Source organism: Kitasatospora sp. NPDC090091 (assembly GCF_044747365.1).
Taxonomy (GTDB): domain Bacteria; phylum Actinomycetota; class Actinomycetes; order Streptomycetales; family Streptomycetaceae; genus Kitasatospora.
In genome coordinates this window covers 138,727-160,883 of the sequence record NZ_JBIVDY010000020.1, presented here as the reverse complement: position 1 = coordinate 160,883, position 22,157 = coordinate 138,727, and the positions used below count along the sequence as shown (strand labels likewise).

The window sequence follows — 22,157 nt, the reverse complement described above, 5'->3', positions numbered from 1 at the left end:
CCGGGATGCTGCTGGGCGCCGGCGCGCTGGCCGTTCCCGTCCTCGCTTCCACCGCCCCCACTGCTCCGGCCGCTTACGCCGCCGCCGAGGGCCCCCCCCCCCCCCCGTGCCCCCCCCCCCCCGCCCGCGCCCCCCCCCCCCCCCCCCCCCCCCCCCCCCCCCCCGCCACAGCACGGGCGGCGGGCGGTCAGTGAGTGATCACCACGGCCGCGCCCGACACGCGGACGCGCCGGTCTTCCTCGCGCAGCTCGACCCGGAGCACGCCCGGCCGCCCGAGATCGTCGCCCTGGTGCAGGGTCAGGGTCGCCGGCACGGTGACGGCCGCGAGCTCCCGCAGGTACGCGCCGAAGGCGGCGGCCGCGGCGCCGGTGGCCGGGTCCTCGACGACGCCGCCGACCGGGAACGGGTCGCGGACGTGGAAGACGTGCTCGCTCTCGCGCCGGACCAGCTGGAGCGTGATGAGGCCCCGGGCCGTCATGAAGGCGGCGAGGCCGTCGAAGTCGTAGTCCAGGCGGGCCAGCCGGTCCCGGGTCGCGGCCGCCAGGACGAGGTGGCGCGCGCCGGCGAAGGCGACCCGGGGCGGCAGCGCGGCGTCCAACTCGTCGGCCGACCAGCCGAGCAGGGCGAGCGCCTCCGCGACGTCCGCCTCGCCGATCTCCTCCACGTGGGGCTCGACGCTGGTGAGGGTGGCGCGCAGCACGCCGTCCGCGCCCTTCTCCACCTCGATCGGCACCTCCCCGGCCCGGGTGGCGAAGACGTACGCGCCGGGGCCGTGCCGCTCGGCGAGCGCGACGGCCGAGGCGACGGTGGCGTGGCCGCAGAACGGAACCTCCGCCAACGGGCTGAAGTACCGCACGGTGTAGGCGCCTTCGGCGGTGCCGGGGATCAGGAACGCCGACTCGGAGTAGCCGACCTCGGCGGCGATGGCGAGCATCCGCTCGTCGGAGAGGCCGGAGGCGTCGAGCACCACCCCGGCCGGGTTGCCCCCGGCCGGGTCCGTGGCGAAGGCGGTGTAGCGCAGGACCTCGGGCTCGACGGCGGAGGCGGTCACGGAATCGGCATCACTGGTCATGACCGCTCGAACGCCTCACTCCACCCCCCTGTTCCCGACCGCCCGGCCTGCGTTCGGCGAGTGCGGCCGCCACCCCTTCGCGGAAGCCTTCGTCGTGCGTACCGCCCTCAGGGGCGGGCCGGCTGTTGGCGAAGCTCCGGACTGCCCGACCACCCGACCAGCCGGGCACCCAGGCACCCTGATCGGCTCTCAGGACGCGTCCCCGTAGCGGGTGGCGATCGCGGCGGCGCGGTCGCGCAGGGAGGTGCGCAACGACGCCGGGGCCAGGGCCTCCGCGTCCGTGCCGAGCTGCCACAGCGCCCACTCGGCGTGCCGCAGGTCCTGGAACGTCGCCTCCAGTCGAAGCCAGCCGTCCGCTTCGGGTTCTGCGGCGCGGACGGCCACCGCAGTGCTCAGCAGATCCCCCCGCCGCTCCGGGTCCACCCGCATCAGCACTGCGATGTGATCGCTGGAGAGGAACTGCGCGCAGCGGTCCCGCCAGACCCGGTCCAGGTCGACCCGGTCCGGCCGCTGGGCCGGCTCGGGGAGTTCCTCGGCGGCCAGCACCCGCGACAGCCGGTAGGTGCGGTCCGCGCCGGATCGCGTGGCCAACAGGTAGCCCCGGTCCCGTACGGTGACCAGGCCGATCGGGTCCACCGTGCGCCACTGCGGTGTCCGGTCAGCGGCCGCGTAGTGCAGGCGCAGCTTGTGTCCGGCGAGCACCGCGCGCCGGATCTCGACCATCGTCCTGTCCGGCACCTCCTCGGTGGCCGACCGGCGCGAGAGCAGGTCCGTCTCCGGCTCCACGAGAAAGCGCCGGGCCGCGTCGTTCGCGGTGGCCCGGTGGCCTTCGGGCAGCGCGTCGACCACCTTGCGCATGGCCGAGGCCAGCGCCGAGCCGAGGCCGAAGACCTGTTCGCCGCGCCCCGATCCGGCGGTCAGCAGGGCGAGCGCCTCGTCGTGGTTCAGCCCGGTGAGCTCGGTCCGGAAGCCGGGCAACAACGCGAACCCCCCGTGCCGGCCGCGTTCGGAGTAGACCGGGACGCCGGCTGCAGACAGCGCCTCGATGTCGCGCAGCACGGTCCGGGTGGACACCTCCAGCTCGCGGGCCAGCGTGTCCGCGGTCAGCCGACCGCGCTGACGCAGCAACAGCACCAGCGAGACCAGCCGATCGGCGCGCATGCGAGAACGCTATCGAATACACGACCGAGGATGTCGTGATTCGTTGGAAGGCTCATCAGCACCGACGTCGACGACGGCGGATACCGCACCGACGGGCGCCCGTACGCCCGACAAATCGAATCGAATGGAGCCGATGTGGCAGTGGAACGAACGGCGGTCAACCCGGTGACGTGGTCGGTGGAGCTGGGCTTCAACCAGGGTGAGCTCGTCTCCGGGCACACCCGGACCCTGTACTGCTCCGGGCAGACCGCGACGGCCGGCGACGGCGGGCCCCGGCACGACGGCGACATGGCCGCACAGTTGGCGCTGAGCCTCGACAACCTGGAGGCCGTGCTCGGCCGGGCCGGCATGTCCCTCGCGAACCTCGTCCGGCTGAACGTCTACACCACCGACGTCGACCTGCTGTTCCCGCACTACGGCGTGCTGGCGTCGCGGTTGGGCGCCGCCGGGGTGGCCCCGGCCACCACCATGCTCGGGGTGACGCGACTGGCGGTCCCCGGCCAGCTGGTCGAGCTCGAAGGGACCGCCGTCGACTGAGGCCGCCCCAGCCGCCGCTCGCTGCCCGGGCCGGCCGGACCGGCGCGGGCGGCAGCCGGCGGGCGGCGCCGGTCACCGCAGCACGGCCTCCAGGAGGTCGGTGCCGAGCCGGGCGCTGCCGGCCAGGTCCAGCTGGTACAGCATGTAGCGTCCGCGGCGGTGGGTGGTGAGCAGTCCGGCCCTGCGCAGCACGGCCAGGTGCCGCGACACCTCCGGCGCGCTGAGGTGCCAGGCCGCCGCCAGTTCGGTCGTGGTGTGCGGCCCGCGCGCCATGGTGCGCGCCAGCCGCAGCCGGACGGGGTGGGCCAGCGCCTCCAGCCGCTGCTGCATCACGGCCAGCGAGACCGGCTCCGGCACCCCGGGCTGCGCGAGCGGGTACTGCACCACCGGGCGCCATCCGGGCGCGGACACCACCAGCAGGTGCGGGCGGCCGAACGCGGTCGGAACGAACGTCACTCCCCCGGCGGCAGCGGCGCTGGTGGTGTTGTCCTGCAGCTTGTCGACGACGATCCGGCGCCGGCCGCCCGGTTCCGCCTCCAGCGCGACCGAGGGCGACACCGCCGCCAGTGCCTCCCCGGCGCCGTGCCGGAGCAGCAGGTCGGTCTTGTGCCGGGCGTCGGCCGCGAGGTCCGGCAGGACGCGCTGCCAGGCGTCCGCGAAGAACGCCTGCTGACAGTCCTCCAGCATCCGCCGGACCATCGACCGGACGGCCGGCGGGTCGGCGAACAGCCGGTCCGCGAACGCGGCCTGCCGGGGGCCGCGGGCGAGCGCCAGCTCCCGGGCCCGCTCCTGCGCCACCGGGTCGGTGAGCGGCGAGTCGAACCGGTGCGAGAGCCGCGACGCACCGCAGCTCATGATGACCGCGGCCCGCACGTACAGCTCGTCGTCGATCCGGTCGACCGCGTCCAGCTCCTCGGCCAGGGTGGCGCCCGGCACGCCCGGGACGAGGAAGTCGGCGCGCGACGAGCGCCAGAGGAAGTCGGCCTCGGCGAGGCGCTCGGAGAGTTCGGGCGCGATCGCCGCGGCGGTGCTCACGGCCCAGCCGTGCAGCGCGGGGTGGTGCGCGGGCTCGCCGAGGACGTGCAGCATCGCGCTCAGCTCGGCCAGCGGCGAGGGGGTGAAGAGGACGCGTTCGTCCGGCAGGGCGGCGAGGTCGATGGTCAGGCTCACCCAGCCGATCCTGCCAGCCTGCGCGAACGGCGTCCGCGTCGATTGACGGGACTCGTCAATCGACGTGCCCGGAGCCGGTGGGCGGGCGGACGGTACGGGGCATGAGCCCGATCACCGAAGCACCCGCCGCTGCACCGGCCCTCGTCGAGCCCCCGACCACACCACCGCCCGCCCCGCACCCCGCCGGGCCCACCGAACCGACCGAACACACCGAACCCACCGGCCGCCCGGCCCGGCGTGGTGCCGCCGACCGCCGGGGCCCCGCCGCCCTGCTCGGGATGCTCACCGCCGCCGGCGGGCGCCGCTACGCCGCCGCGCTGCTGGTCGACGCGCTCGGGGCCGGCCTGCTCCGCCCGTTCCTGCTGCTGTACGGCATCGGCGTGCTGCACCTCGGCGCGGGCGCTGCCGGGCTGGCGCTCTCCGCCGGGATGCTGGCCGGCCTGCTGGTGCTGCCGCTGACCGGGCGTTGGATCGACCGCGGCGCGCGCAGCCTGCCGGCGGCGGCCACCCTGCTGGTCCGGGCGGCCGGGTCGGCCGCGCTCCTCGGAGCCGACGGGCCGGTCGGCTTCACGGCCGCCGCCGTGCTGCTCGGCATCGGCAGCCAGTCCTGGCCGGCCACCCACGCGGCGGTGGTCAGCACCCTGACCACCGGCCGCACCCGGGACACCGCACTGGCGGCCGGGCGGACGCTGCGCAACGCCGGGCTGGGCGCGGGCGCGCTGCTCGCCACGCTCGCGGTGGCCGGCGGGACGGGCGCGGTCCGTGCACTCGCCGCGGTGACGGCCGCCGCCTGCCTGGTGGCGGCGGTGCTGGTCCACTCCCTCCGCGTCACCGGACCCACCGTCCCCGCCCCCGCCGCCACAGCACCGACCGGGACCGAGCCGGCCGCCGGCCGGGCGGCCCCGTCCGACCCGGCCCTGCGCCGGATCACGCTGCTGAGCATGGCCAACCTCCCCTACGCCTTCAGCTTCGACGTGCTGGAGGTGGCCCTGCCCGCCCTGCTCGTGCTCCACCTGCACGCCTCCGCCGCCTGGTCCTCCGGCGTGTTCGTGGGCAACACCGTGCTGGTGATCACGCTTCAGCTCGCCGTGGTGCTCCGCCTCGCCGAGCGCTCGCGCCGTGCCGTCCTCGCCGCGTCCGGCGTCGTCCTCGCCCTCTCCTACCTCGGCTTCTGGGCGGCCGGTGCCGTCGGCGGCACCGGCGGTGCGGCCGCCGTGGCGGCCGTCTCGGTGGTCTTCACGCTCGGCGAGATCCTCTACAGCGGCGCCGGCACCGCCCTGGTCGCGGCCGCCGCCCCGCCCGGACTGCTCGGCCGGGCACTCGCCCGCTGGGAGCTGGCGACGGGCCTCGGCAAGACGCTCGCCCCGGCGGTGCTGACCGCGCTGCTGGCCGCCGGGCCGGGTGTGCTCTGGCCCGCCCTCGCCGGGGCCACGCTGCTCGCGGCGGCCGCGGTGGCCCGGCTGGCCCCGGCGGCGTGAGGGCCGCCCCGGCCGCCCCCGCCCACCCCTGCGGCCCGTGCCCGCGCACGTCCCCGGCCGTGCCCGCCCGCCCCGCCGGCCCGTGCCCGCCCACGCCCCCGGGCGGCACCGCCGCCCGCTCCCCTCCTCCGGCTCCGTCCGAGGTGCGGGCGGTCCGGCGGTCGCCGATGCTGGCGGCGACGCGTGCCCGGTGTTCGGCGGCCGGGCCGGCCCGAGGAAGGACCGCGCATGAGCTCCCTCGACTTCGAGGTCATCGACACGCCCGACAGCTCGCTCAACAAGACGTCCGTGCTGGTGACCGGCCCCAACGACGCGCTGCTGGTGGACGCCGGATTCACCCGCTCGGACGGGCGCCGGCTGGTCGAGCGGGTGCGGGCCGGCGGCAAGCGGCTGACCACGGTCTTCGTCAGCCACGGCGACCCCGACTTCTACTTCGGCGCACAGGAGGTGCAGGACGCCTTCCCGCAGGCCCGGTTCCTGGCCACGACGGCCACCGTGGAGCACATCCAGGAGACCTTCGACGCCAAGCTGAGGGCCTGGTCGCACCTCGGACCCGAACTGCCGACCCGCCTGGTGCGCCCGGAGCCGATGCACACCGACGAGATCGTCTTCGAGGGCCACCGGTTCGAACTGCGCGGCGCCGACTTCCACCTCCCGGAGCGGCACTACCTCTGGCAGCACCACCACCACACGATCCTGGGCGGCGTACTGCTCTTCGAGGGCCTGCACGTCTGGACCGCCGACACGCCGACGCCCGCCCAACGGGCCGCCTGGATCGACCTGCTGGACGGCATGGAGGCGCTGGAGCCCCAGTTCGTGGTGGCCGGGCACCGGACCGCCGGCGCTCCCACCGACGCCACCGCGATCAACCACACCCGCGACTACCTGCGGGCCTTCGAGACGGAGATCGGCCGGGCCCCGGACGCCGCGGCGGCCAAGGACGCGCTGGAACGGCGCTTCCCGGAGCTGGGCATGCCGCTGGCGGTCGACCTCGGGACGAAGGTCGCCAAGGGCGAGCTGACCTGGGGCTGAGCCGGCCCCGGCCCGCTTGCCCTCCCGCCCGGACTCAAACACCCGCCACCGCGCGCTTCACCCGTTCGGGGGAGCCTGGCGCGGCGCGCCCCGCCTGCCCTCGACACTCCCCCCACCCGGCGGCAGGCTGTCGGTGATTCCGGCCGGAGAGCGAGGGGTTCAGCATGAGCACGGGCACAGCAGGAACGGCCGGCGGCAGCGGGAACGGGCGGCCGATCGTCATTGTCGGTGCCTCGCTCGGCGGCGCCAAGGCCGCGGAGGCGCTGCGCGAGGCGGGGTACCGGGGCGGCATCGTCCTGATCGGCGACGAGCACGAGCGGCCGTACGAGCGGCCGCCGCTCTCCAAGGGCTACCTGCTCGGCAAGACCTCGCGCGAGAAGATCTACGTCCACCCGCCGCAGTGGTACGCCGAGCACGACGTGACGCTGCGCCTCGGCACCGCCGTCGTCGCCGTCGACCCGGCCGCGCACACGGTGCGGCTCGCCGACGACGGCCGGATCGAGTACGCGAAGCTGCTGCTCACCACGGGCTCGGTGCCGCGCCGGCTGCCGGTGCCCGGGGCCGAGCAGGACGGCGTGCTCTACCTGCGCCGGGTGGAGGACAGCGACCGGATCAAGGCGGCGCTGCGGCCCGGTGTTCGGGTCGTGGTGATCGGGGCCGGCTGGATCGGGCTGGAGACCGCGGCGGCCGCCCGGACGGCGGGCGCCGAGGTCACCGTGCTGGAGGCGGCCGAGCTGCCGCTGCTGCGGGTGCTGGGCCGGGAGGTCGCCCAGGTCTTCGCCGATCTGCACCGCGACCACGGCGTGGAGCTGCGCTTCGACGTGCGGGTCGAGGAGCTGACCGGCGAGGGCGGCCGGGTGAGCGGCGTCCGGCTGGCGGACGGCGCCACGGTGCCGGCGGACGTGGTGATCGTCGGCATCGGGATCGCGCCGGACACCGCGCTCGCCGAGGCGGCCGGCCTGACGGTCGACAACGGGATCAAGACCGACGAGCACCTGCGGACCTCGGACCCGGACGTCTACGCGGCCGGCGACGTGGCCAACGCCTTCCACCCGCTGTTCGGCCGCCACCTGCGGGTCGAGCACTGGGCGAACGCGCTCAACCAGCCGCAGACCGCGGCCCGCGCGATGCTCGGCGAGGACGCGGTCTTCGACCGGGTGCCGTACTTCTTCACCGACCAGTACGACCTGGGCATGGAGTACACCGGCTACGTCGAGCCCGGCGGCTACGAGCAGGTGGTGTTCCGCGGGGACCGGGCCACCCGCGAGTTCATCGCGTTCTGGCTCGCCGGCGGGCGGGTGCTGGCCGGGATGAACGTGAACGTCTGGGACGTCACCGACCCGATCCGCGAACTGGTCCGGTCCGGACGGACGGTGGACCCGAAAGCCCTCGCCGACCCGAACGTCCCGCTCACCGACCTCTGACGGGGCCGCTCACCGACCTCTGACGGGTCCGCCCACCGGCCTCTGACGGGTCCGCCCGCCGGCCTGGCGGACCCACCCGGCGGGGGCTCGCCTGCCTGGGCGCGCGTCCACCGGCCCCGGCTCCCGCCCGGCCCGGTGGGCGCGGCCGCTCACCCCGTGACCAGGGCCAGCACGAAGCCGTCGTACCCCTTCTCCCCCACCGTCTGTACGGCGGTCGCGGTCAACCGCGGGTGGGCGCCGAGCAGTTCGGTGAAGCGGCGAACGCCCTGCACCCGCGGGTCGGTGCTCCGCTCGTCGGTGACCGCGCCGTCGCGCACCACGTTGTCGCCGATGATCAGGCTGCCGGGCCGGGTGAGCCGCAGCGCCCACTCCAGGTACGCGGGGTTGCTGGGCTTGTCGGCGTCGATGAAGACGAGGTCGAACGGCTCGGCGCCCTCCGCCTCCAACTGCGGCAGGGTCTCCAGCGCCGGGCCGGTGCGCACCTCCACGACGCCGGCCAGCCCGGCACGTTCGAGGTTGCGGGTGGCGACGTCGGCGCAGCGTTCGTCGGCCTCCAGGGTGACCAGGCGTCCGCCCTCGGGCAGTGCCCGGGCCAGCCAGATGGTGCTGTAGCCGCCGAGGGTGCCGATCTCCAGGATCCGGCGGGCGCCGTGCACCCGGGCGAGCAGGGACAGCAACTTGCCCTGGTTGGGAGCGACCTGGTGCGGCGGCAGGCCGGCCGCCTCGCTGGTGGCGACGGCGGCGAGCAGGGCGGCGTCCTCCTCGACCAGCAAACCGTTGAAGTAGCCGTCGACGGCGGTCCAGGTCTGCTGCGGGTCCGGGCGGCGGGTCTCCGTGGACACGATCGGGTTCCTCTCCGAGACTTACTGGGTTCCGATAGGGAACCTACCCGATGTCCCGCCGGCCCTGCACGCCGCCCCCGGCCCGGCACCCAACGGCGAGGGCCCGCCCCGGGGTGGTGCGCCCGGGGCGGGCCCTCGCGGTGAGCCGTGGTGTGCCGCGGAGAGCGGCTGCGGTGATCCGGCGTCAGGAGACGGGCGGGAAGGCCTCCGTGTCCGGCTTCAGCACCTGGCCGGGCGCGGGCACGGTCTTGTCCACCAGGTAGGCGGTGACCAGCTTGCCCAGCTCCGCGCTGCGGCCGACGGCGCAGTGCTCGACCACGTCGACGGTGACCAGCACCGCGCTGCCGAGCTGGCGCTGCATCCGCTCGGCGAACTTGTACTGGGTGGCCGGGTCGTAGAGGTTGCCGATCACCATGACCGGGTTGGCGGTGCGGCGGTTCCACGGGCCGGAGTAGCGCTCGGCGTCACGCGCGGGGGCCGGCCAGCTGGCGCAGGCGGGCGCGTCGAAGGCCTGGTAGCGGCCGAAGGTCGGCGACTCCTTCTCCCAGGCGCGGGCCAGGTTGGCGAACACCCGCGGGTTGGACGGGTACGGCTTGTCCTGGCAGTTGACGCCGTAGTAGGAGTCGTCGGCGCTGTACGGGGTCTCCGGCAGGGCCTCGCGCAGGGCGGACGGCACGGTCACGGCCAGCGCCTTGGCGTCGTCGCCGGCGGCCTTCGGGGCGACCAGCGACGGGGCACCCTGCTGCGCGATCGCGTCGTCCAGCGCCTGCAGCGACTTGGCCAGCGGGGCCTGCCGGCTCTGCGCGTAGAGGGCGTTGGCCACCTGGCTGGTGAAGCTGGAGAGGGTCACCGTGGTGCCGTCCGACAGGGTGACCGGGGAGGTGCGCAGGTGGTCGCGGAGCGCGTCGAACCTGGCCCGGGTGTCACCCTCGCCGAAGGCGCAGCGCGGGGCGCCGGCCGCCTTGCAGCGCTTGAGGAACTCGTCCAGGGCGAGCTCGAAGCCCGCGGCGCGCTGCCGGTCGTACTCCAGGCCGTTGTGCAGCCGCAGGTTGGGGTCGACGTTGCCGTCGATGATCACCGCGCGGACCTTGTCCGGGTACATGTTGGCGTAGGTGGCGCCGATCAGAGTGCCGTAGGAGAAGCCCGCGAAGCTGAGCTGCTTGTCACCGACGGCCCGGCGCATCCGGTCGAGGTCGCGGGCGACGTCATCGGTGGACATGTGCTCGATGAGCGGGCCGGCGTTGCGGGAGCAGGCGTCGGTGTAGTCCTCGGTGGCGTCGAGCGTGGCGTCGACCTCCGCCTTGGTGACGGGCACGCCGACCTGCCGGTCGAAGACGGCGGCGGCCTCCTCGTCGGTGGTGAAGCACTTGAGCGGGTTGCTGCGGGCTACGCCGCGCGGGTCGAAGCCGACCAGGTCGAAGCGGTCCTGGACGTCCTTGCCGAAGCGGGTGGTGGTCGCCCAGAGGTAGCCGCTGCCGCCCGGGCCGCCGGGGTTGAGGAAGAGCGAGCCGATCCGCTTGGCCGGGTCGGCGGCGCGGCGGCGCATCATCGCGATGCCGATCTTCTCGCCGGACGGGTTGTCGTAGTCCAGCGGCACCGGGTAGACGGCGCAGTCGTAGATCCCCGGGTCCGGCTTGGTCGGGTCGGGGTTGCACGGCGTCCAGGCGACCGGCTCGACGCGGGCCTCGGCAGCCGAGGCGACCGCGCCGGGGTCGGGCGCGGCGGACGCCGCGGCGGCGGTGCCGGCGACGAGGGCGAACGCGCTGGCAATCGCCAACGCCGCAGTGGACATGCGTGACACGCGGGACACGAAACCTCCTCCGGTTCTGCAAACCCGGCCAGCCTGGCAGTGGTTGTTCCGGAGGGGAAGAGCATCGACAACGGCCGATTCTGCCGTGCGGACACCGGCATTCCGCCATTTTCGCTGCTCAGACGTTGATTTGACGGTCTTTTTGCATTGAGTGACGGTCCATCGCCATCTTGTCGGTGCCTCCACCGTGGCGGACCACCGCCACGGGGCGGCGGGGCCCTCCGCGGGGCCTCGGCGAGCTCAGGCCCGCGCCGCCACCGCGGCCGTCTCCGCCGTCTCCGCCGTCTCGGCTGCCGGGAGCTCAGGGACCTCCTCCGCCGGCACCGCCGCCATCACCCCCGGCCGGTCGCGCTCCGCCCAGCGCACCGCCGGCCCCATCGCGCAGCCGGCCCCCAGGAAGAGGCCGCCCAGCAGCAGCCACCCGGGCGCACCCCACTCCAGCAGCAGGGTGGTGAGCAGCAGCGGTCCGACGGTGCGCGCCACCGCCACGCCCGAGCCGAAGAACCCCTGGTACTGGCCGGTCTGGTGGGCGGGGGCCAGGTCGAAGCTGATCTGCCAGGAGCCGGCGGACTGCTTCATCTCGCCCACCAGCTGCAGCGTCGCCGCGGCCACCAGCAGCACGGCCGTCGCCCAGAGCGGAACGTCCGTCGCCGTGAGGGCGAACACGGCGCACGAGGCGAGCAGGAAGGCGCCGGCGTCGCGGACGGTGCGGGAGGCGGAGCGCAGCCCGGTGACGCCTCGTGCCGTGCGGACCTGGAAGGCCATCACGCCGGCGGTGTTGAGCACGAACAGGACGGGCCCCAGCCAGCCGAGGCTCTCCGCCCGGGCCGCGATCCAGAGCGGGATCACCAGGCTGAGCAGCGGCATCCGCAGCAGCAGCACGGTGTTGACCAGGGTGACGAGGGCGTAGCGCCGGTCCGAGAGCACGGCGAGCCTCCGCTCGGCCCGCGGTCCGCCGCCGGCCGGCCGCGGTTCGGCGGGGGCCTGGGCGGGGGCCGGGAGCCGGAGCAGCATCAGCCCGCTCACCACGAAGCCCACCGCCGTGACAGCGAAGGCGACCAGGTACCCCGTGCGGCTGCCGCTGCTCAGGACGACGCCGCCGAGCGCTGCGCCGAGCGCCAGGCCCGCGTTGAGCGTCGACTGCAGCCGGGCCAGCAGCGCCGTCCGCTCCGCCCGCGCGACCAGGCCGGCGATCAACGCCTGCCGGGCGGCGGTCAGGCCGGACTGCGCGGTGGCGTACAGGCTGACGGCGAGCAGGAACGGCCAGAAGGAGCGGATCGCCAGGAAGGAGGCCACCACCGTACCGGTGGTCAGGGCGAGCAGCACGGCGGTACCGCGCGGTCCGCGCCGGTCGGCCAGGTGGCCGAGCGGGACGCCGGCCAGTGAGCCGATCGCCCAGGCGATGGCGAGGCCGACGCCGAGCCGGGTGGGGGACATGCCGATGACGCGGGTGAAGTACAGCGCGGAGCAGGTGTAGTAGGCGCCGTCGCCGATGGAGCCGATCAACTGGGCGACGGCCAGCGTGCGCTGCGGGCCGGCGGGCGGGACGGGACGTACGGGCGACACTGGACTCCTCGATGCCGCGGCCCCCGGGGCCGACCGTTCCTCAGGGGAACCTTCCTCATTGGTTCCTGACTGGCAGGTTCGATCCTAGGAGAGCAGTGGACCATTGGGCAGGTCCAGCCGAGGCCCGAGATCATGGGCCACTTCAGTCCGTCCGAGGGCCGGCGCAGACGGTGTGCGACGGCCGGCACCGGCGATGCCCGGCGGCGGGCGCGAGCGAGGCCCACCGGCCCGCCGGCCCGCCGGCCCGCGCGAACGTGTCCGACGGCGGCCGCCGCACGGCCGGGCGCGGCCCGAACTGTCGTCCGCACGCGGACGGGCCGCCACCCGGACGGCGGCAGCGCAGGCACCCGGGCCCGCCCGGTGCCGTCCGTGTCCGGCCCATCCGGACCACCGGATGTCCGCGCCCGGCCGAAGTGACGGTGTTGACCGGTCCATTGCCCGCTCCTATGCTCGTCCGCGTTCGCGATCCGGCACCGGGGCCGGGGCCGCTCCGGCCCGCCCGACCGGAGCCGTCACCGGCTCGAAGGACTCCTCCCATCAGCACCCCCGTCGCACCCACCGACGCCCCCACGGACGGCACGCCGCAGACCCCCGCCGCCCCGGCCGCCCCCGGCAGCGGATCCACCGCGCCGGACTCACCGCACCCCGGCCGGCGCCGCTTCCTGACCTACCTGCTGGCCGCGCCCACCCTCACCGTCGCCACCCGCGCCGGCCTGGACGCCGCCGCGCCCGCCACCGCCCGGGCCGCCGTCCGCACCGCCGCCGAACAGGCCTCCGCCCCACCGCAGTTGCTCGGCCTGCCCGGCATCCCCGACGTCATCGACCTCGGCGACGCCCTGATCCTGGCCGGCCTGCCGACCTCGCACCTGCTGGTGCTGGAGATCACGGCCGACGGTCGCGCCGCGCTGCACCTGCCGCGCCTGGAGGTCGGCCAGGGCCTCACCACCGCCATCGCCATGCTGGTCGCCGACGAGCTCGACGCCCGGCTCACCGACGTGGACGTCCCGCTCTCCGACGGCCGCCCGGACCTGCTCTTCAACCAGCTCACCGGCGCCTCCAACTCGGTCCGCTCGCTGTACGACCCGGTCCGGGCCGCGGCGGCCGCCGCCCGCGCCCGGCTGGTCACCGCCGCCGCCCGCCGCTGGTCACTGCCGGCCGGCAGCCTGCGCACCGCAGACTCCGCCGTCCTCGCCCCCGACGGCCGCCGGGCCGGCTACGGCGAACTCGCCGCGGAGGCAGCACAGGTGGCCGTCCCCGCCGTCTCCGCCGCCCCCAAGTCCCCCGACCAACAGCGTCTGGTGGGCCGGCCGACCGGCCGGATCGACGCCCGTGACATCGTCACCGGCAAGGCCAAGTACGCCGGCGACCTCGCCGTTCCCGGCGCCGTGCCCTGTGTGGTGGCCCGCCCCACCACCCTCAACGGCACCCTCAAGTCCCTGGACGCCACTGCCGCCCGCACGATGCCCGGCGTGCTCGGCGTGGTCCGGATCCCGACCGGCGTCGCCGTGCTCGCCGAGACCTTCGACCAGGCGCTCAAGGCCCGCGACGCCCTGGTGACCACCTGGAACCCGGGCCCGGTCGCCGCCCTCTCCACCGCCGACATCAAGGCCAAGCTCCGCGCCGCCCACGCGCCGTTCCTCATCCCGCCGCTGCTCACCCAGTACGTGGACGCGGAGTTCGACTTCGCCTTCGTCAACCACGCGCCGATGGAGGTGCTGACGGCCGTCGCCGACGTCCGGCCCGGCCGCGCCGAACTCTGGTTCGCCGCGCAGACCCCGATCGTCGCCCAGCAGACCATCGCCGCCGAGCTCGGCCTGCCGCAGGACGCCGTCACCGTCCACGTGGTGCGCGGCGGCGGCTCGTTCGGCCGCCGGCTCTTCTTCGACGCCGCACTGGAGGCCGCCCAGGTCTCCCGGGCCGCCGGCCGGCCGGTCAAGCTGATGTGGACCCGCAACGACGACATGCGCCACGGCCGGATGCGCCCCGCCGGCCACCACCGGATCCGCGCCACCCACGCCCTCGGCCAGGTCCTCACCTACGAGCACCGGGCCGCCACCGTGGCCACCGACTTCCGGCACGGCCTCGGCGAGGCGCTCACCGCCGCCGGCTTCAACCTCTCGGTCGCCGGACTCAGCCTCGCCCAGGCCTTCTTCCTGCTCAGCGAGAAGAACCCCTACGACGTCGGCATCCCGACCCAGCTGCTGGCCGAGGTCCCGCTGGAGGTGCCCACCGGCAGCTGGCGCTCGGTCTACTCCGGCACCGTACGGGTCGCCGACGAGATCATGATGGACGAACTCGCCCGCCGCCTCGGCCAGGACCCGGTCGCCTTCCGCCGGGCCCGGCTGCGCGGCGCCGCCGCCCGGGCCGTGCTGGACAAGGCCGCCGAGGCGGGCCGTTGGGGCCGGCCGATGCCCGCCGGCCAGGCCCAGGGCATCGGGTACCACGACGAGCACGGCAGTCGGGTCGCCTACCTCGTCGAGCTGGACGCCACCGACCCGAAGCAGCCGCGCGTCACCCGCGCGGTGGTCGCCGCCGACGTCGGCCGGGTGGTCAACCCCCGCGGCCTGGAGGCCCAGTTGACCGGCGCACTGATCGACGGCATCTCGGTCGTGCTGCAGGCCGGCATCCACATCGACCACGGCGCCGTCCGCGAGGGCAGCTACGCCGACTTCCGCTACGCCCGGCAGCGGCAGAGCCCGCCGTCGGTCGAGATCCACCTGCTGCCGCCGACCGGATCACCGGGCGGCGCAGGAGAGTTGGGCGTCCCGGCCGCCTCGGCCGCGGTCGCCAACGCCTACGCCCGCGCGACCGGCACCAGCCCGCGCTCCTTCCCGATCGACTTCTGAAGGGCCCCGACCTCCCCATGCCCAGCCACACCTTCGTCCTCAACGGGCAGCCGGTCACCGTCGAGGCCCCGGACGACATGGCCCTGCTCTGGGTCCTGCGCGACAAGCTCGGCGTCACCGGCCCCAAGTACGGCTGCGGGGTGGGTGTCTGCCGCGCCTGCACCAGCCACCTGGACGGCGCGGAGTTCCAGCCCTGCACGGTGGCGGTCAAGGACTGCGCCGGCCGGCAGGTCACCACCATCGAGGGCCTGGCCGACGGCGACACCCTGCATCCCGTCCAGGAGGCCTGGCTCGCCTGCGACGTCGCCCAGTGCGGCTTCTGCCAGCCCGGCCAGATCATGACCGCGGTCGCCCTGCTCCGCCGCACGCCCGCCCCGACCGACGCCGACATCGACCAGATCCAGAACATCTGCCGCTGCGGCACCTACCCCCGGATCCGCGAGGCCATCAAGCAGGCGGCGGCCCGGACGGCGTAGCGGCGCTTCGGTGGACCGAGGCCGGGGCGCGGGCCGGGCGCCCGACACCCCGCCCGGGGCCGAATGGTGGCCGGCCCGGGCCGGGTGTCGGGCCGGGAACAGTGAGCGGGTGTCAGCCGGCCGCCTTGCGGAGCTTCTCCAGCTGACGCACAACCACCTCCTGCGGCACCTTCATCGCCGGGCCGCCCTTGCCGCCCGACATGCTGCCGGGGGCGAACACGGCGACCACCGCTCCCTGACGGACGACCGTCACCTCCTGGGTGTTCGCGCCGTAGGCCAGGGTGTAGGAGACCGCCTCGTCCCCGAGGGCCGGCGCGGGCAGCGCCGTCACCGTGGCCGGTCTGGGGACGCCTCCCTCGTAGTGGGTGCAGCCCTTCAACGCGGCCTTCAGCGCCGACAGCACCTGCTTCGCGCCGTCACCTTCGAAGCCGTTGAGGAGGATGCCGACGCCGGCCCCGGCACTGCCCGCATCGGCCGACATCACGCTGCCGGCGGCCTTCGCCGAGGCCGCGGGCCTGATCTTCCCGGTCCGGATGTTCTCCACCGGCTGGCAGTCCTGCGGGGTGGTGGGAAGCGGCTCGCTCTTGCCGGTCTCGGCCGGCCACCCCATCCCGGTGTAGCCGGGCAGGTCACCGGTGGCGAGGACGGCGGCCTGCAGCTCTGCCGCGTCGAGCACCCGCGCGGGCGCGGGCGGTTGCGCGCCGGCGGGCGCGGGCGCCCCCGAGGCGGGAACAGTCGCCGGGGCGGCCGCAGCCGGCGCCGTCGGGCTGTCTGCAGCCGCCTTGCCGTCGCCCGTCCCCGAGCTCCCGCACGCCGCGGCCATCAGGGCCGCCGACAAGCCGAACGCCAGCCGGACCACGCGGTTGCCTCGCATCAGTTCTCTCCGTCCACGTCACATACGTGCCGCCGACCACCAGGGGGCGGCCGGCGGCATCCGGGCGAGGACATGCTGGCAAAGCGGACGGGCGGCATTCAGCCAATCAGCCCGATTGGCGCATGAACCGATGAATCATCACACTGACGTCCGATTCCGACGCTACGGACGACAAGCCCGTTCGAACGCTGCACCCGGCCGACGCGGCGGGAGAGCCTCGGACAGGGCTCCCCTACCACTTGCCCTGCGGGTCCCGGCCGAAGAAGGCGGCCAGCCGGTCGTAGAGCGGAGCGTCCTCGGCGACGGAGATCTCCGGGCCGAAGGCGTGGTTCTCCTCCTCGCTCCCCCGGAACTCCGGGCGCAGCGCGGCCCGGGCCCAGGCCAGCGAGGCGCGGGCCACCTCGTGGTCCAGGCCCTCGGTGGACTGGCCGGTGGCGTGCGCGAGGTCCCAGCCGTGGACGGCGAACTCGGCGATCTGCTGGTCCAGCGGGAAGCGGGCCGGCACCTCGGCACCTCCGGGCAGCTCGATCACCCCGTCCAGGTCACCCGCGCCGCGCCAGGCGGCGACCAGCTCCTCGGCCCCGGCCTCGAAGACGTGCAGCCAGTCGTCCTCGATCCGCTCGAAGGACAGCGACCAGTCGGGGTTGCCGCCGTTCGCCCGGACGGTGAACTGCCGCAGATCGAAGACCAGGTGGCTGATGAGGTCGCCGACGTCCCAGGACCGGCACGGCGTCGGGTGGCCGGCCAGCTCGGTGCCGACGCCGTCGATCAGACCGGCGGTCTGGGCGAGGGCCCGGGCGAGCAGCTCGATCGGGTCGGAGCTCGGGTTCCCGCTTCCGGTCATGGGAGGCGCCTCTCGGTGGTTCGGTCAGCTGAGCGGACCGGCCGATCGTAAACGGGCGCACTGACAACCGGGCCGGCGCAACACCGCGCCGGGCCGGTCGAGTCACGCGCGGTTCGGCCGGGTGACGCACGCGCCGTTCGGCCTAGGAGACGCACGCGCCGTTCGATCGGGTCGCGCGCCGGCCGGCCGCGCCACCCCTACCCCGCCGGTCGCGCGCCGGCCCGGGTGCCCGGGCCGGCGCGGTGCTGCACCCTCGGCAGCCGGGTCAGGCCACGACGCCGCCGTCGACGGCGATCTCGGCACCCGTGATGTACCGGCCGTCCGCACCCGCGAGGTGGGAGACGGTCGCGGCGACGTCCGCGGCGGAGCCGAACTCCCCGAGGGCGGTCAGCCCGCGCTGGAAGTCGGCGCCGGGGCCGTCCGCCGGGTTCATGTCGGTGTCGATCGGCCCCGGGTGGATCACGTTGACGGTGATGCCGCGCGGGCCGAGCTCGCGGGCCAGCCCCTTGGTGAGCCCGACCGTCGCGGCCTTGCTCGCCGCGTACAGCGTGGCGCCGGAGAAGGCGACGCGGTTCGCGAGGCAGCTGCCGATGGTGATGATCCGGCCGCCCTCGCCGAGATGGGCCGCCGCGGCCTGGGCGAAGAGGTACGGCGCCCGGACGTTGACCTCCAGCACCCGGTCCACGTCCTCCAGCGCCACGTCCTCGATCGGGCCGACCGCGCCGACGCCGGCGTTGTTCACCAGGATGTCGAGCCGGCCGAAGCGCTCGGCCACGGCCGCCACCACGTTGCGGACCTCCTGCGGGTCGGCGCTGTCCGCGCGGACCGCCCAGCCGCGCCGGCCGATCGCCGTGATCTTCTGCGCGATCCCCTCGGCCCGCTCGGCGCTGCCCAGGTAGGTCACCACGACGTCGGCGCCGTCCTCGGCGAGCCGCAGCGCCGTCGCCGCGCCCATCCCCCGGCTGCCGCCGGTCACCAGGGCCACCTTGCCGTCGAGCTTCGCGAGCTTGGTCATCGTCATATCGTTCGAACTCCTCGTCTCGTTCTCGGACATGACTCGATCCTCGGCTCCGGCGCCCCGCGAGTCCGGCGGTATTCGGACATCGCGTTCAACGTTCAACAATCCGCTGAGCGCCGCCGTGCGCGGCCCGGTCCGCCGGGTGCGCCGGAGCGGCCACCCCCTCCGGAGGGGCGGCCGCTCGGTGCGGGCGGGCGAACCGTCAGAGGCTCAGGTCCTGGCCCGGGAAGATGAGGTCGGGGTTGGCGCCGATCGTCTTGACGTTCTTGGCGTACAGGCTCGCGGTGTCGGTGCCGAACTTGGCCGCGATCCCGCTCAGGGTGTCGCCGCTCTTGACGGTGTAGCTGCCGGCCGACGGCGCGTTGGTGCCCGCGGCCCGCTGCGGGGCCTTCTGGGCGGGCTTGGCCGGCTGCGGCGCGGCCTTCTGCGGCGCCGGCTTCTGCGGGGCCGACTTCTGGGCAGGCTTGGCCTGCTGCGGGGCCGCCTTCTGCGGCGCCGGCTGCTGGGCGGGCTTGGCCGCCGGGGCCGGGGTGTCGACGGCGGCCGGGGCGCCGCCCTTGCTCAGGCCGGCCTTCTTCGAGCAGACGGGCCACGCGCCCGGGCCCTGCGAGGCGAGCACCTTCTCGGCGACCGAGATCTGCTGCGCCCTGGTCGCCCGGTTGGCCTGCGGCGCGTACGCGGTGCCGCCGTACGCGGCCCAGGTGGACGGGGTGAACTGCAGTCCGCCGTAGAACCCGTTGCCGGTGCTGATGCTCCAGTTGCCGCCGCTCTCGCACTGGGCGACGGCGTCCCAGGCCGAGGTGGGCGCGGCGGAGGCCGAGGTGGCCGTGACGAGGCCGGCGACCGGAAGGGCCGCGACGGCCCCTCCGACCAGCGCGAGTCGGGCACGGCTGCGGCGCTTCCCGACGGTGGTGGCGTTGGTGGTGGCAGCGGCGGTCTCGTGACGAAGGTCCATGAAAGTCCTCTCGGCAAGCCCCGGGCAGGCAGGCGGAACCAGACCCTTGGCAGGGCCTGTCGCGCTCACCTCACTCGATGGGCGGCCTCGCACGTGTCGGACGTGCCGTGCCGCCCCGGTCACCCCCGCTCGGTGACGGCCTGTTCGAGCCGGCCGTGTCGGCAGGCACCGCCCTCGCGCCGGTGGTCAGTCGGCGGGCCGTGCGTCGGGGGTGGACCCGGGTGGTGCTCGTTGCACCGCCAATGAAGCTAAGGGCCCTCCCGGCACGGCTTCAAGCGGTTCTCGGAGGTCCCAGGTCAGCCGACCGTTACCGGCGGTACGGATCATGAAACCGTATCCAAAATGGATGGGTTTGACCGAATTATCGAGATCAAATAGTCAATTTCCGTGCCGTCACTCACACTTGTCCGATTGTCGGATCTAACAATCAGTCAACTCAGCGCAAGAGTGACGTGACCGACCGTCATCACTGGCACCGGAGTTCCCCGCTCCGCGCGACCGCGGAGTGACCTGCACCACAAGGGTGACTCACCGTGTCCACGCCATGCACACTGCGTAGTACACCACCAGTCCGTATCCGACGCAGTAGGTGACCCGGCGCACCCGCGGCGAGAGCCGCGCACCGAGCGAAACACCCACCGCCGCGAGCAGTTGCTGCCACATCAGCGAGGCCACCAGGACACCCGCCACGAAGGCGGCCCCGGTCGCGGCACCGTACGAGCCGCCGGACAGGGCGCCCGCGCCACCGCCCGTGACCAGGGCCGCGAAGTAGAGCGCGGTGGTCGGGTTCACGGCGGTCAGGGCCGCGAACCGCAGGAACACCCGGCCGGGCCGGCCGGAGGCCGCCACGGCCGCTCCGGCGTCCTCCGGGCCAGGTCCGGACCCAGCGGCCGCGCCCGGTGCCGGCTCCGCACCCACCGCCGGCGCCCGGCGCAGCCCCAGCAGCCCCCGGACCGCCACCACCGCCAGCACCACCGCCGCAGCGGCCCGCGCCCAGGCCTCCCACCCCGAGAGAGCTGATGCGAGCCGCGAACCGAGCGCGGTGGCGAGCGCCGCGTAAGCCATGTCGACGAAGGCCACCGCAGACGCTGCACTCACCGCCGCCGCGCGCCCGCGCCGCCCCTCCTCCAACAGCAGCACCCCGACCGCCCCCAGCGGCACCGCCACACCCAACCCCGCTCCGACGCCCGCCAGCGCCGCCGTTCCCATCCCGTTCACCATGGCCGCCACGGTGGCGCACCGGCCCCGGGAAGCGCGGCCGGATTCCGGCGCACACCGCGATAATCGCGGTATGGACGACCTGGACAGAGAGATCCTCGACGAACTGCGCGCGGATGCGCGGATCTCCTACCGCGACCTCGGAGCCCGGGTGGGCCTGAGCGCCAACGCGGCCGCCGACCGCGTCCGGCGGCTGCTCCGCACCGGCGTCATCCGCGGCTTCACCGCGCTGGTCGACCCGGGCGCCGACGCCACCCGACCGGGCCTGACCGTCTTCATCGACGTCCGGCTGCGCCCGGACGTGGACAGCGACGCCTTCGAGGCGCTCGCCCTACGGCTGCCCGGCGTCACCGAGACCGCGCACGTCACGGGTGAGTACGACTACGTCCTGCGGGCGCGTGCCACCGACGCCGCCGGGCTCGACCAGCTGCTGCGCCGGCTGAAGCACGAGGCCGGCGTCGCCCACTCCAACACCCGCATCGCCCTGCGGATCGCCTCGCGCTGAGCCCGGGGCCTGGGCCCGGGGGGCCGTGGCCGGGGCCGGGCCGGCGGCCCGCCGTGTCTCAGACCCCGCCGCCCAACCCGGCGTCCCGCGCCAGCAGTGCCGCCTGCACCCGGTTCTCACAGCCGAGTTTGGCCAGGATCCGGCTCACGTACGTCTTCACCGTCGCCTCGCTCATGTGGATCCGGGCTCCGGCGTCCGCGTTGGACAGCCCCTCGCCCAGCAGCGCCAGGACCTCCAGCTCGCGCTCGGTCAGCACCTCCAGCCGCCGCCGGGCCGCCGCACCACGCGCCACGGCCGGTCCGCTGCGGCCGCCGGCCAGCGAGTCCACGATGTGCCGGGTGGCGGCGGGCGAGAGGAAGGCGTTCCCGGTGGCCGCCGCCCGGACGGCCTGGATCAGCTCCGCCGGCGCGGTGTCCTTGAGCAGGAAGCCGGCGCCGCCCTCGGTCACGGCGCGCAGGACGTTGTCGCGTTCCCCGAAGGTGGTGAGGATCAGCGCCCGCGCGCCGGGGACCGCCCGGCGCAGTTCGCCGAGCGCGGTGAGGCCGTCCATCACCGGCATCTGGATGTCCAGCAGTACGACGTCGGCCCGGTGCGCCAGCGCGAGGTCCACGGCCTGCCGGCCGTCGGCGGCCTCGGCGACCACGTCGATGTCCTCGGCGGAGGACAGGATCATCCTGATCCCGGCCCGGATGAGTGGCTCGTCGTCGGCGACGAGGACTCGGATCACTGCTGGTCGTCCCCTCGATCGGTGCAAGTGGCACTGCTCGCCACCATCCTCACACCCTCCCGGTCCGGCGCCTCACCTGACCTCCCCCCAGCACCCCGGCCACTCTCCCTGTTCACGACCCCGGAATCGCGAAATCGCCTTGAGCCCGCCTCGACCGGTGATCGACAATCAGCCGCCGCAGCACGCGCACGTCCGACCGTGAAGGAGCCCTCCCGTGATGCTCGACCGTGACCCCGTGTACGGCGAAGTGGACCTCGGAGCGTCGGCGGAAGAGCTGAGCCGGCTGGCCGATGCGGTCGTCCGCGGCACCGGCCTGCTCGCGGCCACGACCACGCCGAGCGGCAACGCCCTGACGGGAATAGAGGTCAGGACGACTCCCGGCCCCGGAGTGCTCGTCCACTACGACTCCGAGCGGCAGCTGCTCGTGATCGGCGGCGACGCCGCAGCGCGGGCCGTGCTCGCGGAGAACGTGCGTGACATGGCCTCCGCCACCGAAGGCGGCCATCTCCACGTCGAGTACCACCCCGACCACTTCTACCTCGCCGAGGGCTCCGTCCCCCTGGTCGTCAACAGCCCCCACGGAGGAATGCCGAAGCGCTGAG

General features: G+C 74.7%; 20 protein-coding genes. 8 read left to right on the top strand and 12 right to left on the bottom strand.

Features of this window, described 5'->3' with window-relative positions:
- Positions 1-187: 187 nt before the first annotated feature.
- Both ACIPSC_RS30235 and ACIPSC_RS30230 read right to left on the bottom strand, forming a co-directional pair.
- Positions 188-1,072, bottom strand: a complete 885-nt coding sequence (locus ACIPSC_RS30235; RefSeq protein ID WP_400830038.1) for a PhzF family phenazine biosynthesis protein — start codon at positions 1,070-1,072, stop codon at positions 188-190.
- A gap of 189 nt (positions 1,073-1,261) precedes the next feature.
- Positions 1,262-2,233 (bottom strand): helix-turn-helix transcriptional regulator, encoded by a 972-nt coding sequence (locus ACIPSC_RS30230; RefSeq protein WP_400830035.1) that lies wholly within the window; start codon positions 2,231-2,233, stop codon positions 1,262-1,264.
- A 141-nt stretch (positions 2,234-2,374) separates the two neighbouring features.
- On the opposite strand from ACIPSC_RS30230, the gene ACIPSC_RS30225 reads away from it, so the two are divergent.
- On the top strand, positions 2,375-2,770 hold the full coding sequence (locus tag ACIPSC_RS30225) for a RidA family protein (RefSeq protein ID WP_400830062.1): 396 nt from the start codon (positions 2,375-2,377) through the stop codon (positions 2,768-2,770).
- 72 nt (positions 2,771-2,842) lie between these two features.
- Here the strand turns inward: ACIPSC_RS30225 and ACIPSC_RS30220 are convergent, their stop codons facing one another.
- A complete protein-coding gene (locus ACIPSC_RS30220; protein ID WP_400830031.1) occupies positions 2,843-3,940 on the bottom strand; it encodes a DUF5937 family protein in 1,098 nt (365 codons plus the stop codon).
- Positions 3,941-4,041: 101 nt separating this feature from the next.
- Between ACIPSC_RS30220 and ACIPSC_RS30215 the strand changes: the two genes are divergently transcribed.
- The 3 genes from ACIPSC_RS30215 to ACIPSC_RS30205 all read left to right on the top strand — a co-directional run bounded on the left by ACIPSC_RS30215 (position 4,042) and on the right by ACIPSC_RS30205 (position 7,874).
- Positions 4,042-5,418, top strand: a complete 1,377-nt coding sequence (locus tag ACIPSC_RS30215; RefSeq protein WP_400830028.1) for an MFS transporter — start codon at positions 4,042-4,044, stop codon at positions 5,416-5,418.
- Between the two features lie 228 nt (positions 5,419-5,646).
- On the top strand, positions 5,647-6,450 hold the full coding sequence (locus ACIPSC_RS30210) for an MBL fold metallo-hydrolase (RefSeq protein ID WP_400830025.1): 804 nt from the start codon (positions 5,647-5,649) through the stop codon (positions 6,448-6,450).
- A 164-nt stretch (positions 6,451-6,614) separates the two neighbouring features.
- The gene (locus ACIPSC_RS30205) at positions 6,615-7,874 is read left to right on the top strand and encodes an NAD(P)/FAD-dependent oxidoreductase (RefSeq protein WP_400830023.1); all 1,260 of its coding nucleotides are present in this window, start codon (positions 6,615-6,617) and stop codon (positions 7,872-7,874) included.
- A 149-nt stretch (positions 7,875-8,023) separates the two neighbouring features.
- Here the strand turns inward: ACIPSC_RS30205 and ACIPSC_RS30200 are convergent, their stop codons facing one another.
- The 3 genes from ACIPSC_RS30200 to ACIPSC_RS30190 form a co-directional block, all read right to left on the bottom strand.
- The gene (locus tag ACIPSC_RS30200) at positions 8,024-8,716 is read right to left on the bottom strand and encodes an O-methyltransferase (protein WP_400830021.1); all 693 of its coding nucleotides are present in this window, start codon (positions 8,714-8,716) and stop codon (positions 8,024-8,026) included.
- Between the two features lie 184 nt (positions 8,717-8,900).
- The gene (locus tag ACIPSC_RS30195; RefSeq protein WP_400830018.1) at positions 8,901-10,493 is read right to left on the bottom strand and encodes an alpha/beta hydrolase; all 1,593 of its coding nucleotides are present in this window, start codon (positions 10,491-10,493) and stop codon (positions 8,901-8,903) included.
- A 273-nt stretch (positions 10,494-10,766) separates the two neighbouring features.
- Positions 10,767-12,092, bottom strand: a complete 1,326-nt coding sequence (locus tag ACIPSC_RS30190; protein WP_400830016.1) for an MFS transporter — start codon at positions 12,090-12,092, stop codon at positions 10,767-10,769.
- Between the two features lie 446 nt (positions 12,093-12,538).
- Between ACIPSC_RS30190 and ACIPSC_RS30185 the strand changes: the two genes are divergently transcribed.
- Positions 12,539-14,938 (top strand): molybdopterin cofactor-binding domain-containing protein, encoded by a 2,400-nt coding sequence (locus ACIPSC_RS30185; protein WP_400830013.1) that lies wholly within the window; start codon positions 12,539-12,541, stop codon positions 14,936-14,938.
- A gap of 17 nt (positions 14,939-14,955) precedes the next feature.
- The gene (locus tag ACIPSC_RS30180; protein ID WP_400830010.1) at positions 14,956-15,414 is read left to right on the top strand and encodes a (2Fe-2S)-binding protein; all 459 of its coding nucleotides are present in this window, start codon (positions 14,956-14,958) and stop codon (positions 15,412-15,414) included.
- A gap of 112 nt (positions 15,415-15,526) precedes the next feature.
- Here ACIPSC_RS30180 and ACIPSC_RS30175 read toward each other — a convergent pair whose 3' ends face one another.
- The 5 genes from ACIPSC_RS30175 to ACIPSC_RS30155 all read right to left on the bottom strand — a co-directional run bounded on the left by ACIPSC_RS30175 (position 15,527) and on the right by ACIPSC_RS30155 (position 20,326).
- Positions 15,527-16,288 (bottom strand): hypothetical protein, encoded by a 762-nt coding sequence (locus tag ACIPSC_RS30175; protein ID WP_400830008.1) that lies wholly within the window; start codon positions 16,286-16,288, stop codon positions 15,527-15,529.
- Positions 16,289-16,520: 232 nt separating this feature from the next.
- Complete coding sequence (locus ACIPSC_RS30170) at positions 16,521-17,132, bottom strand: TIGR03086 family metal-binding protein (RefSeq protein WP_400830003.1); 612 nt, start codon at positions 17,130-17,132, stop codon at positions 16,521-16,523.
- 265 nt (positions 17,133-17,397) lie between these two features.
- The gene (locus ACIPSC_RS30165; protein ID WP_400829999.1) at positions 17,398-18,147 is read right to left on the bottom strand and encodes an SDR family NAD(P)-dependent oxidoreductase; all 750 of its coding nucleotides are present in this window, start codon (positions 18,145-18,147) and stop codon (positions 17,398-17,400) included.
- A 205-nt stretch (positions 18,148-18,352) separates the two neighbouring features.
- Positions 18,353-19,105, bottom strand: coding sequence for a transglycosylase family protein (locus ACIPSC_RS30160; RefSeq protein ID WP_400829997.1), 753 nt, complete (start codon positions 19,103-19,105; stop codon positions 18,353-18,355).
- A 528-nt stretch (positions 19,106-19,633) separates the two neighbouring features.
- Positions 19,634-20,326, bottom strand: a complete 693-nt coding sequence (locus ACIPSC_RS30155; RefSeq protein WP_400829995.1) for a lysine transporter LysE — start codon at positions 20,324-20,326, stop codon at positions 19,634-19,636.
- A gap of 70 nt (positions 20,327-20,396) precedes the next feature.
- Between ACIPSC_RS30155 and ACIPSC_RS30150 the strand changes: the two genes are divergently transcribed.
- The gene (locus tag ACIPSC_RS30150; RefSeq protein WP_400829992.1) at positions 20,397-20,828 is read left to right on the top strand and encodes an Lrp/AsnC family transcriptional regulator; all 432 of its coding nucleotides are present in this window, start codon (positions 20,397-20,399) and stop codon (positions 20,826-20,828) included.
- 58 nt (positions 20,829-20,886) lie between these two features.
- Here the strand turns inward: ACIPSC_RS30150 and ACIPSC_RS30145 are convergent, their stop codons facing one another.
- Positions 20,887-21,555, bottom strand: a complete 669-nt coding sequence (locus ACIPSC_RS30145) for a response regulator (protein WP_400829989.1) — start codon at positions 21,553-21,555, stop codon at positions 20,887-20,889.
- A 217-nt stretch (positions 21,556-21,772) separates the two neighbouring features.
- On the opposite strand from ACIPSC_RS30145, the gene ACIPSC_RS30140 reads away from it, so the two are divergent.
- Complete coding sequence (locus ACIPSC_RS30140) at positions 21,773-22,156, top strand: hypothetical protein (protein WP_400830060.1); 384 nt, start codon at positions 21,773-21,775, stop codon at positions 22,154-22,156.
- Position 22,157: the final 1 nt, after the last annotated feature.